Source organism: Aliikangiella aequoris (assembly GCF_053709105.1).
Map to the genome: position 1 here is coordinate 3568719 of NZ_CM132298.1, position 12161 is coordinate 3580879.

Annotated in this window: 10 protein-coding genes; all 10 read left to right on the top strand. The window is 41.4% G+C overall.

Going from position 1 to position 12161, the window contains the following annotated elements; all coding sequences use genetic code 11:
- Nucleotides 1-4: 4 nt before the first annotated feature.
- The 10 genes from ACUR5C_RS15420 to ACUR5C_RS15465 all read left to right on the top strand — a co-directional run bounded on the left by ACUR5C_RS15420 (nt 5) and on the right by ACUR5C_RS15465 (nt 12161).
- Nucleotides 5-544 carry a DUF3833 family protein gene (locus tag ACUR5C_RS15420; RefSeq protein WP_454466075.1) on the top strand — a complete coding sequence of 180 codons (540 nt, stop codon included), beginning with the start codon at nt 5-7 and terminating at the stop codon, nt 542-544.
- The gene (locus tag ACUR5C_RS15425) at nt 541-1509 is read left to right on the top strand and encodes an acyl-CoA desaturase (protein ID WP_454466076.1); all 969 of its coding nucleotides are present in this window, start codon (nt 541-543) and stop codon (nt 1507-1509) included. The genes ACUR5C_RS15420 and ACUR5C_RS15425 overlap by 4 nt, the downstream gene beginning before the upstream one ends.
- On the top strand, nt 1499-1984 hold the full coding sequence (locus ACUR5C_RS15430) for a nuclear transport factor 2 family protein (protein WP_454466077.1): 486 nt from the start codon (nt 1499-1501) through the stop codon (nt 1982-1984). Before ACUR5C_RS15425 ends, ACUR5C_RS15430 begins: the two co-directional genes overlap by 11 nt.
- Nucleotides 1984-2742 carry an SDR family NAD(P)-dependent oxidoreductase gene (locus tag ACUR5C_RS15435; protein ID WP_454466078.1) on the top strand — a complete coding sequence of 253 codons (759 nt, stop codon included), beginning with the start codon at nt 1984-1986 and terminating at the stop codon, nt 2740-2742. The genes ACUR5C_RS15430 and ACUR5C_RS15435 overlap by 1 nt, the downstream gene beginning before the upstream one ends.
- Nucleotides 2739-3992, top strand: a complete 1254-nt coding sequence (locus ACUR5C_RS15440; protein ID WP_454466079.1) for an NAD(P)/FAD-dependent oxidoreductase — start codon at nt 2739-2741, stop codon at nt 3990-3992. The genes ACUR5C_RS15435 and ACUR5C_RS15440 overlap by 4 nt, the downstream gene beginning before the upstream one ends.
- Nucleotides 3982-4770 carry a DUF1365 domain-containing protein gene (locus tag ACUR5C_RS15445; RefSeq protein WP_454466080.1) on the top strand — a complete coding sequence of 263 codons (789 nt, stop codon included), beginning with the start codon at nt 3982-3984 and terminating at the stop codon, nt 4768-4770. The genes ACUR5C_RS15440 and ACUR5C_RS15445 overlap by 11 nt, the downstream gene beginning before the upstream one ends.
- On the top strand, nt 4767-6053 hold the full coding sequence (locus ACUR5C_RS15450; protein ID WP_454466081.1) for a class I SAM-dependent methyltransferase: 1287 nt from the start codon (nt 4767-4769) through the stop codon (nt 6051-6053). Before ACUR5C_RS15445 ends, ACUR5C_RS15450 begins: the two co-directional genes overlap by 4 nt.
- A gap of 83 nt (nt 6054-6136) precedes the next feature.
- On the top strand, nt 6137-6664 hold the full coding sequence (locus ACUR5C_RS15455) for a DUF2878 family protein (protein ID WP_454467880.1): 528 nt from the start codon (nt 6137-6139) through the stop codon (nt 6662-6664).
- A 242-nt stretch (nt 6665-6906) separates the two neighbouring features.
- The gene (locus ACUR5C_RS15460; protein WP_454466082.1) at nt 6907-11556 is read left to right on the top strand and encodes a carboxypeptidase regulatory-like domain-containing protein; all 4650 of its coding nucleotides are present in this window, start codon (nt 6907-6909) and stop codon (nt 11554-11556) included.
- Between the two features lie 20 nt (nt 11557-11576).
- The gene (locus ACUR5C_RS15465; protein ID WP_454466083.1) at nt 11577-12161 is read left to right on the top strand and encodes a hypothetical protein; all 585 of its coding nucleotides are present in this window, start codon (nt 11577-11579) and stop codon (nt 12159-12161) included.

Sequence of the window (12161 nt, forward strand, 5' to 3'; positions counted from 1 at the left end):
CAGCATGAGAATATTGACTTTATTATTGGTGGTTACACTTTCAGCTTGCTCTATCAATGAGCAAACTTACAAGAGCAAGTCGCCTAAATTAGATTTTGCCGATTTTTTTAACGGCAATATTTGCGCTTGGGGTCTGGTAAAAAGTTCTTCTGGCCAAGTGGAGCGTAAATTTATTGCAGACATCGTTGCAACGCAACAAAAGGGGCTAGTTGTTCTTGATGAATCATTTGAGTTTGACGACGGTGAAAAACAAACTCGAGTTTGGACTTTCTCGCGACAATCCCAAACCTGGATAGGTACCGCGGGAGACGTTGTAGGCAAAGCCAAAGGCAATATTTTTGGAGACAGTTTACACTTAACTTACGTACTTGATGTGGCAACAGAAGATAGCAACTATCATATTAACATGGATGACTGGTTGCATTTGATTGAACCGCGAACATTAATGGGTACAACCCAAATGACAAAATGGGGTATAAATGTTGGCTCCATTCAAATCGTCATGCGCAAATTGCTCCCACAACAGGATTGTCTGCCACAATGAAGAAGCGTCATTTAAATGTGTTCACCTTGCTAGCTAAACTGAAAACTCAGTTAATTGCGGTTAGAGCCTGGTTCGATACGAGTGAGCTCTCCCAAAAAGATACAGAAACGATTAATTTAACTCGGATTATTCCGTTTATTTTAATGCACCTAGTGGCAATTGTCGGCCCCTTTTATGTTGGTTTTAGCTGGGCTGCTTTCTGGGTGTGCGTGTTGCTTTACCTCGTACGCATGTTTGCAATCACGGCTTTTTACCATCGCTACTTTTCACATAAGAACTTCGCCACCAGCCGAGTGGTGCAATTTTTATTTGCCTGCGTCGCGGCTAGTGCTGCACAGCGTGGTCCTTTGTGGTGGGCTTCACACCACCGCAACCATCATCGCAATACAGATTTGGCAAGCGATCCGCATTCACCACGGCAAAAAGGTTTTTTGTGGAGTCATACTCTATGGTTTTTAGCTGATAAAAATTTTTCCACTGAGCTTAGCCGTATCAAAGACTTTGCCAAATACAAAGAGTTACGTTGGCTCGACCGCTTCGACATGCTGATTCCAGCGTTACTGGCATTCGCGCTGTATCTGTTTGGTGCATTACTCGCCAGCTACTTTCCGGAACTAAAAACCAATGCATCGCAAATGCTAATTTGGGGTTTTTTTGTTTCTACGATCGTGCTTTATCATGCCACCTATACGATAAATTCACTGGCCCACAAGTTTGGTTCTCGCCGTTTTGAGACTCAAGATGATAGCAAGAATAATTTTATTCTTGCGCTAATTACATTAGGCGAGGGCTGGCATAACAATCATCATTACTACTCAGGTACCGTTAGACAGGGATTTAAATGGTGGGAAATTGATATTACTTTTTATCTGCTTAAAGCAATGAGCAGTGTAGGATTAGTTTGGGACTTAAAACCTATTCCGCCAAAAGTTAAGTTAAAAATGGAGGCTTTAAATGAGAAGTGAATCAATAAAGCAACTTCAATCAAACGACAATGAAAACTCAAACCAACTTATTCTGGAACAAGCAATTGCAAACTTTAAGCGGGTATATAATCAATTAAGTAAAGATAATATTGAAACCATTGAATCTATTTACCAGCCTTCAATTGAGTTTATTGATCCTTTTCATCGAGTTAATGGTATCGAGCCGCTAAAGGCTTACTTTATTGAACTTTATGCCAACGTAAACTCGATTAGTTTCGAGTTTCAAACGGCTATTCAGCAAAACAATCAAGTCTCACTCCCCTGGACAATGCATTTATCTCACCCAAAAATAAAATCGGGTATGACCAATCAAGTACGCGGCGTTAGTCTGCTAACGCTCGATAACGAAGGATTAATTAGCAAGCACCATGACTATTTTGATGCGGGTGAAATGCTCTACGAGCACCTGCCGCTAATTGGAAAGATTATTCGAATGATTAAGAGGCAATTATAGTGAGTTATAATTTCACAGGAAAAACCGTTTGGATAACCGGCGCGTCTTCTGGTATTGGGCTTCATGTCGCTAAACAAATAATTCAGCAAGGCGCAAACGTCGTAGTTACCGCAAGAACGCTAACAAAACTTGAGCAGGCTTTTGGTCAATCAGACAATGTACTAATAGCAGACGGTGATATTTCTCAACTACAGGTTAATCAAGCTATCGTAAGCAAAGCGGTACAAAAATTTGGCGGGATCGATTGTGTCATACTAATTGCCGGTAATGCCGAGTATATCGATATTCATAACTTTGACTACCAGCCTTTTGAAAATATGATAAACACCAACTATTTATCAATGGTTAAAGGCGTTCAAGCAGTGCTACCGGAATTACGCCGCTCTAAATCGGCGCTCCTAGTAGGAATGAGTAGCAGCGTGGCGTGGCATGGACTACCCACAGGACAGGCTTATTCCGCCAGTAAAGCGGCCATTAGAAACTTATTTCAAGGTCTAAAAATTCAACTCCGTCCAGAGAATATCCAGGTAAGTTGGATTTGTCCGGGATTTGTAAAAACCCCATTAACCGATAAAAACACTTTCGATATGCCGTCAATAATTAGCAGTGAAAAAGCGGGTAAAGTAATTGTTGAACAACTTTGCAAAGGGAAAACTGAAATTCATTTTCCGAAACGTTTCACTTTACTTTTAAAGTTCATTTCTTTTCTTCCAGCAGGTTTAGCAGCCAAATTACTTAACGGAACTTTACCCCAATGAAAATTGCCATCGTAGGAACTGGAATTGCTGGCAACGTGGCGGCGTACCACCTGAACAAAGCACATGATATTACTGTTTATGAAGCAGCAGATTATATTGGCGGGCACACCCACACCCATGATATAGAGCATCAAGGTGAGCACCACCGAATTGACACAGGGTTTATCGTTTTTAATCAAAAAACTTATCCTAACTTCATTCAATTGCTTAAAGAGTTAAAAGTTGATTATCAGCATAGCGATATGAGTTTTAGCGTTCAGAATATGCGCTCTGGACTCGAATATAATGGAACCAGTCTAAATAGCTTGTTTGCACAACGTAGCAACTTATTCAGACCGCGATTTCTGCGCATGATAAAAGATATCTTACGCTTTAACAGCGAGTCTTTAGAGCTACTAGAAGATACCCAAAATCAAATATCGTTAGGCAGCTATTTATCGAAAAACAATTATACCGAAGGCTTTATTCACGACTATATAGTACCGATGGGCGCGGCAATTTGGTCTACCGATCACCAAAGCATGTTTGATTTTCCTGCGCGTTTTTTTGTACAGTTTTTCCATAATCATGGCATGCTCAATGTGAACGATCGACCACAATGGTATGTTATAAAAAATGGCTCTAACTCTTATTTAAGCCCGCTAATAAAAGAGCATAAACACAAAATTAAGCTTTCTTCTCCGGTCACAAAAATTAGAAGAGAAAATGATCTCGTTTATCTTACAAGTAATGGTATAGAGAAAAGCTATGATTACGTTTTCATTGCCACCCATAGCGATCAAGCTTTAAGCATGTTAGAAAAACCATCGACTTTAGAGCAAGAAGTACTTGGCGCGATACCTTACAGTTACAATCAAGCAGTACTACATACTGATACGAGTATACTCCCAAAAAAGAAACTTGCCTGGGCAGCTTGGAACTATCACTTACTTAAACAAGATAAAGATCAAGTCGCGCTCACTTATAACATGAACATATTGCAGTCGTTGCAATCTAAACAGACATTTTGTGTAACTTTAAATAACAGCGAGGCCATTGACCAAAATAAGATAATTAAAACAATCGACTATATGCACCCATTTTTTACACGCGAAGGCGTCAATGCTCAATCCAAGCACAGTTTAGTTAACGGCGACCAAAGAACATTCTATTGTGGCGCTTATTGGCGCTATGGCTTTCATGAAGATGGCGTGGTTAGCGCATTAGCAGCGCTTAACGATTTTGAAAAAGTGATAAAAAATGAAAAGTAAAATCTATTTTGGTGAAATTTTACATCGTCGATTTAAACCCAAACTGCATGCTTTTCGCTACTCTATGTTTATGATGTACATTGATTTAGATGAAATGCCAACACTTTTTGATCGCTTTCTTTTTTGGTCATTTAACCGACCCAACATTGCCGCGCTGCATACTAAAAACTACCTTTGCAATGAACAGGAAAACATTAAACAAGCTGTTAAACAAATGGTGGAGAGTAAAATTTCTCAACAACCTCAAGGCCCAATAAGAATGCTTACTCATTTAAGTTATTTTGGCGGTTGTTTTAATCCAGTTACCTTTTACTACTGCTTTAACAAAACCGATACCAAAGTTGACTTTGTTGTTGCACAAATTAACAACACACCTTGGGATGAGCGACATTGTTATGTACTTACCTGCGACGACAGTAAAAGCACTAACGCTGTAATAGTTAACTCGACTTTTGATAAATCATTTCATGTTTCACCTTTTTTTCCAATGGACATGCAATATCAGTGGCGCTTTACTCACCCTAAAGAAAAACTGGCTATCGTAATGAAAAATTTCGCCCACGGTGAACATGTATTTGATGCCTGCTTAAAATTAAATCAAAAAGAAATCAACTCAAGAAACTTAGCTAAGGCGCTCATCAGATTTCCATTGATGGGTTTTAAGGTTGTAGCCGCAATTTATTGGCAAGCATTTCGACTTTGGCTAAAAAGAATTCCGTTTTATTCACATCAACAAAACACTTTAATTGAAACTAGCTCGAAAGGATATAAAAAATGAACGATGGTTTATCTGTCAAACAACTTGCCTCTGGACTGGCTTCAAAACAACGTAAGCGAGACTATAGTAAACTTACCCAGCGACTGCGTAAATTAGTGCATAAGCGCTTAGCGCAGCTCACTTATGGTCAGCTAGTTATTTTTGAAGGTAGTGAATGCTACCAATTTAATTCCAATAAAAGAACTGACATTCGAGCAGAAATAGTAATCAATGATCCACAGTTCTACTGGTATATAAGCTTAGGCGGCAGTGTGGGTGCTGGCGAAGCTTTTATTAATCAATATTGGGAATCCCCCAACTTAACTCAAGTTATTCAGCTTTTTGCAGTGAACCAACAAGTCATGGATTCTATGGAAGGTGGGTTAGCCAAAATTACCTCGCCACTAAAAAAAATATTTCATTGGCTTAACAAAAACACCCAACAAGGTAGCAAGAAAAATATTGTCGCGCACTACGATTTGGGTAACCCTTTCTTTAGTGAGTTTTTAGATCCCACCATGATGTATTCCGCTGGTATTTTTAAGCATCACACCGAAACAATGCAGCAAGCATCGGAAAATAAACTCCAAAGAATTTGTGAGAAGCTTAGGCTAACTGAATCTGATCATGTTATTGAAATAGGTACCGGGTGGGCTGGCTTTGCTATTTACGCGGCTAAAAACTTTGGCTGTAAAGTCACCACCACCACGATTTCTGAAGAGCAATATCAATATGCTCAGCAGGCTGTTGCTAAAGCCGGTTTAACTGAGAAAATCACCTTACTAAAAAAAGATTACCGATTACTAACCGGAAAGTATGACAAGTTAGTTTCCATCGAAATGGTTGAAGCCGTGGGTCACCAGTTTTACGATATCTTTTTTAAGCAATGCGCTAATTTACTAAAAGCCGAAGGCGAAATGCTTATTCAAGCAATCACCATAGCAGACCAACGCTTTGAAGCAGCAAAAAATGATGTTGATTTTATTAAACGTTATATATTTCCCGGTAGTTGTATACCGTCTATCACGGCTTTAAATAAAAGCATAACTAAAGCAACCGATATGCGCATGCTTGATTTATTTGATATGGGTGTCGACTATGCACTAACTTTAGAAAAGTGGCGTTTACAATTTTTCCACAATCTAGAGAAAATACAACAGCAGGGTTTCGACGATAACTTTATTCGTATGTGGCATTTTTACTTATGTTATTGTGAAGGCGGATTTAGAGAAAGAGTCATTAGTGATGTTCAGCTTCACTTGGTCAAGCCTATGGCTCGGGTTCCTATGCATTTCGACTCATGATAGGCGCAGGTGAGAAAGGATCAATTTACTCAGTTTAATTTGCCATAGACCGGAGAAATATCATTCCTGCTTGGTTAGCTTTTATTTTATTCCAACTAGGCTGGCTATTGATTATTATCAATAGCCAGACTTGGCACTTCTATTGGATTTTACCTTGTTTTGGGATTTTTTTAGTTTGTCAAAATCACTTCCAAGCACTATCCAAAAGCTTCTTTAAAGGAGTCCTGGCGTTCTCACTGCTAGGGATTTGTAGCGATTTGCTTTTTCTGTATGCCAAACTCATTACTTTCGAGATGCCTCAAACACAACATAATTTCCTGTACCAGTTTGCAGGTTATCCCAACTGGCTTTTTTTAATGTGGTTCTGGTTTAGCTTAAGCTTTTTACCTTGCTATCAATGGCTTGAAGGTCGCGCCAAGTTAGGTGCAGTCTTAGGCGCGGTTTTTGGACCACTCGCTTATTGGGGCGCAACCCATTTAACCGTACTAACTATCCAACAGCCATTATGGTTTACGTTATTAAGTGGTTTATTTTGGGGCGGTTATTTTTACGCTTACTTATCCAACTTTCAACGAATATTAGCAAAACCTATTAATAGCAAAACCGATTAAGCCTAGTTAATTGCCACAAATTAGTTGCTACCATGTCTCACTCGTGAATTTTGCTGATTTAATTTCAATCGAACAGTGGTACACTCGATATAAAATTAGGCTATCTTACTTAAGTTGCTGGTTATAAAGACTTAATTTGGTTTGACTGATGCTGCTTAAGGTCAATTCACCTTAATAAAGTTTTAACTAAATTAACCATTTTCAACGCCATCTCATGCGACTTATCAATAATAGGTAAAACAATGAGCAAGACAAAACAAACGAAACGCTTTTTATGTGGCGCAATTCTGGGACTAACTGGCGTGTTAAGCATCACTTTAGGCCACGCAACCACCAATAAAGAGTCAGTGAAGTGGCCACAAGCGGTTCAGCAACAGACGCTACAGGCTCATTCTGTAATTACCGCTAAGCCTAAGCTGAGTAAATCTTTTAAACAAATGGCACAGCCACTCCCCAAACTGACTCAAGCAAGAATTAATAAATTACAGCAGTCGGGCGAAAAAGTCCCCGGAATAGATTTAGTTAGAGAAGTTCCTAACCGTAATCATCCAATGGCTAAGAAGCTAATTTCGCAGCAGCAACAAAATACCAAAAAACAGAATATTCAAACGAAGATTAATCCACTTTATCAAAAGAATGTGCCTATTGTAGGTACTGGATTTGACGGCATTGGCAATGTGCAAGGCGCAGTACCACCGGATACTAACGCCGATGTAGGTCCCAATCACATTGTACAAATGGTTAATACCGCCATCGCTATTTGGGATAAGCAAGGCAATATCCTACTAGAGCCTGTCGCCATTAATAGTTTATGGGAAGGTTTTGGCGGTTTATGCGAGTCGACCAATAAAGGCGACCCAATTGTGCTTTATGATGGTGCTGCAGACCGTTGGCTAGTGAGTCAATTCGCTTTTAATGGCAGCTTTACAGATAACCATCAATGTATCGCTATCTCGCAAACAGGCGATCCTACCGGCGCTTACTACTTATATGACTTTCTCTACAGTGAAACCAAGTTTAACGATTATCCACACTTTGGCGTTTGGCATAATGGCTACTTTGCTGGAGTAAACCAGTTTACCGGTGACGCTTACTCTGGAGCCGGCGCAGTCGTATATGAAAGAGACAAAATGTTAACTGGGCAGCCAGCTAGACAAGTCATTATTGATTTAGAAGGCTCTTCACCGGATGCATTTACCCCCATGCCTGCCGACATAGACGGTGTGCAAATGCCACCACAAAGTATGCCTCAATATTTCGTTTCTGCCGGTGGTGCAGCAAACACGATTGATGTGTGGAATTTTAATATTGACTGGACCAATCCTGAAAACGCTACTTTTGAGCTCAAACAAACACTGAATGTCGCGGCCTATAGTGGTGCAGTGTGTGGCTTTGATCGAAACTGTATTGCACAACCCAATAGCCAAAAATTAGACGCAATTGGGCAGCGCTTAATGTTTCGGCTGGCCTACCGTAATTTAAACGGAACTCAACATAAGTTAATTGCAAATCATACCGTAGTTGGATCCGATACTAACATTAACATTGCTGGAGTTCGCTGGTACGAAATTGACCTAGATGAATCAACCGGAGCGCCCTCTATTGCAAATCAAGGCACTTTCAACTTAGACGACGGCAACTCTCGCTGGATGGGTAGTGCGGCAATGGATGCAATTGGTAATATTGGAGTCGCTTATAGTGTTTCTGGACCAGACTTAGCTCCTTCAATTCGGTTTAGCGGCCGCTCTGCAAATGACCCAGCCGATCAATTAACTGCACCGGAAACAGAATTAAAAGCTGGTGAAGGCTCACAAGCCGGGGCTAACCGCTGGGGAGACTACTCGAGCTTAAGCATTGACCCAAGCGATGACTGCACTATGTGGTTTACGACTGAATACTACAAAGCGAGCGGTAATAACTCAACTTCATGGTCGACTTATATTGGTAACTTTAAATTCGACGATTGTGTTGCTGGCGCTTCTGGTCAAATTAGTGGCGTTGTCAGCGATAACCAATCTGGCAGCCCCATTGCTGGAGTAGAGGTATCGTCTGGAAGTTTTAAAACTTTTTCTGCGGAAGATGGCAGCTACACATTAACGCTACCTGAGGCAAATGATTACCAAATTCGTTACTTTAAATACGGGTGGGATGAACAACAAATTGCCGACATTGATATAACTGAAGACGCTCAACTGACTCAAGACATCAGCTTACAGCCCTCTACCCCAATTTTAGTCACCGGGACAGTCAGCGATGGGTCTGGACTTGGAAATGGCATTTATGCAGAACTTACCATAAATGTACCCGGAAGCACTTTAACCACTATCACTAATCCAAGTAGTGGCGCTTATTCAATCGAGCTATTTGGCGGCACCTTAGTCAAAATGACAACCAAAGCGATTGATGCGGGCTACATCGATCAGTCGGCCGATTTTGACCCAGCGAATCGCACTACGCAAAACTTTGCACTGCTAGTCGACGCTTCCTGTGTGGCATTAGGCTATACCGTTGACGGCTTTATAGAAAGCTTTGAAGACGGAGTTCCACCGAATAATTGGAGCGTAGATGACGCGGTAAACTCTGGCAGTATTTGGTCTAGCACCGCAGATGTGCGAACCAATTTGATAGGGACTAGTGGCGAAGCAGCAATCATTGATAGTGATGCTGCCGGCCAAGGCGTCGCCACTGATAGCTCGCTTTATACACCTGTGCTTAATGTTTCTGAGCTACCCTCACTCACATTAGAGTTCGACACACTTTACCGTCAGCTAGGTGATATTTTTGATTTAGAAATTAAAGTCGGTGAAGACCGCTGGAACAAAGTTATTTCAATTCCTGGAACCAACCAGCCAGAACAAATCAGCGTCGACTTAACTTCATTTGTTAATGGCGCACCCAGCTTTCAGCTACGCTGGCACTTCTATAATGCAGTCTGGACTTGGTACGCACTTGTTGACAATGTTAGGTTTGCCGGTAGTCAATGCGTTCCGGCTAACGGTAGTTTCGTACAGGGTATTGTCATTGATGAAAATACCCAGACTGGATTAAGTGGTGTTAAAGTAGCTGCCGAATCCAGCTCTACCACCAGCACAACCACACCAAATGATGATGCGCTTAGCGATGGCTATTTTAAACTATTTGTAGTGGCTGACGACCCGCAAGAAATCACTTTAACTAAAAACAATTATGCCAGCGTAACCGTGGCAACTTCAGCGGTTGATTTAAACAATAGTATTGCACTTTCAGCAGGTCAATTGGCAATAGCACCAATTCAACCGACTTTTGAAATTGCCGAAACTGCAATTAGAACCAGCAGCATTAGTTTAACCAATAATGGTAACCTAGATGCAGTAGCAAACTTAAATTTAACTGCAGCACCAGTAAACGGCATAGTAAATGTTCGCGCCAGCGGGCCTTATCATCCAAGTAGCCGAATTTTTGGACCTAAAGCGCTCAACGAGCTGACCACCAAAAAAGCGCGCTATAAAACTGATTATCATCAGTTTGGCCTCGCTCAAACCGAAGCCCCAATTGTTGCTCATTTCGACTTTCCGCATAAGTTTGCTTGGGGCCTTGGGATTAACCAAGCGACTGGCAACTTATGGATTGGCGATGTAAAGGCGGGCGATGCAACCACCGAAGACAAATTACACCAGTTTACTCAAGCTGGCGTTTCTACGCGCCAAACAATCGACGTATCTAGCTACTCGATCGACTGGGCTGCTGATTTGGCGTTTAATAATAGAACCGGCATGTTATGGCAGGTTCAAGTAGGCGGAAACTTCTGTATCCATGAAGTTGACCCATCTAACTTAAGCGTTACCGGCGAAACTATTTGTCCGGCATTTGGGAATGGGCAGCGAGGATTAGCTTACGACCCTCTAACCAATACCTATTACTCCGGTTCATGGGTCGATATGCTAATTCACCAATTTAAACCAGACGGTGAAATTATTCGCTCGGTTAATGTGGGTCTCAACGTTTCTGGCTTGGCCTTCAACCCCTCAAGTGGCAGTTTATTTGTGATGAGCAATGCGCAATCACCAACCGCAGATATTACCATTTTAGATACCTCAACCCCCGAACTCGACCCGATTGGTAGCTTAAACTACGCCACAGACACTGACTTTGATAGCGATGGTTCACTTGACGATCCGTTGCCAGACGAAGAGCAAGCCGGTTTGGCCATTGATTGTGAAGGTAACTTATGGACACCGAGCAGAGCCTTTAAAAAAGCGGTGGCTATCGCCTCTGGCGAAAGTGGCGTATGCGACTGGGGAGATCTTCCTTGGGCAGAAATTACCTCGGCAACTGATATAACAGTACCAGCAAATTCAAGTGTTGATATTGAAGTAATTTACCGTGCGACTGATTTAACCGCCGGAAACTATACTGCACAACTAGTCGTCGCCAATGACACGCCCTATGGCGATCAAAATAGTCAGCTAAACATACAAGTAGTACCACCAAGTCGAGGCGTTATTAACTTTGCTAGCGCGAGCACAAATGTCAATGAGGAAACTTCACTTAGTCTATCGATAACTCGGAGTGACGGTAGCGACCTACCGCTAACCATTAACTATGCAACGGCCAATGGTACAGCTCAAGCGGGTAGCGAATATACAGCTACCAGCGGCAGTATCGCTTGGGCGGATGGTGATAGTGAAGCAAAGACAATTAGCATACCTGTTAGTACTGTTCACCAAAACGAAACCTTTAGCGTTACTTTAAGTAGCGAACTAGGAGGTGTTTTAGGTGCAAATAGCACCATTCTAGTGACCATCATTGATAAACCTAAGGGCAGTGGTTCACTTCCTTTATATTTACTTGTGGTCTTAGTTTTGATCGCAAGGTTAACCTCAAACCGAATTAAAATAACAAAGAATAATTAGAACAGCGAAAAGGAAGAAAAATGAAAAAATTAACTCAACTTGGGCTTTTGCTGCTTGGCATAAACAGTGTATCGCTATTGGCCGCTGAACCTAATTTTAGCTATGTAGAAATAGGTTCAACAGAGCAGGAGTACGACACCCTAGCGGGTAAGTTTAGCGGTTACGAAATTGCTGCAAGCTATCAACTAGAAGATGATTTTTTTATCGTTGGAAAAGCGATTGCAACTGAAGCTAACGGATTAGATATGCAAACGAAAACGATTGGGATTGGGTATCATTACCCACTACTCAATAATACCAAGTTAATTCTCCAGCTAGACGCAGTTGGGGTCGTTTTTAACCGCCCCGGTGCCGGTGAATTTGATGAGCAAGGTAAGCAGTTTAGCATAGGAATAAAAAGTCAATTAACTCAGTGGCTTGAATTAGAAGTTAGTGCTCGTAGAATTGATGCAGGCCAAGTTGATGCCGCTTATGGCGATTACGAAATTGACTATACTTTGGTCGGTCTTAACTTTAGTGTGACTAAAAACTTTGGAATCTATGCAGACTTTGAAACCGAAGACGACAGTGAAAGAGTTTCATTTGGATTACGCTACGACTACTAA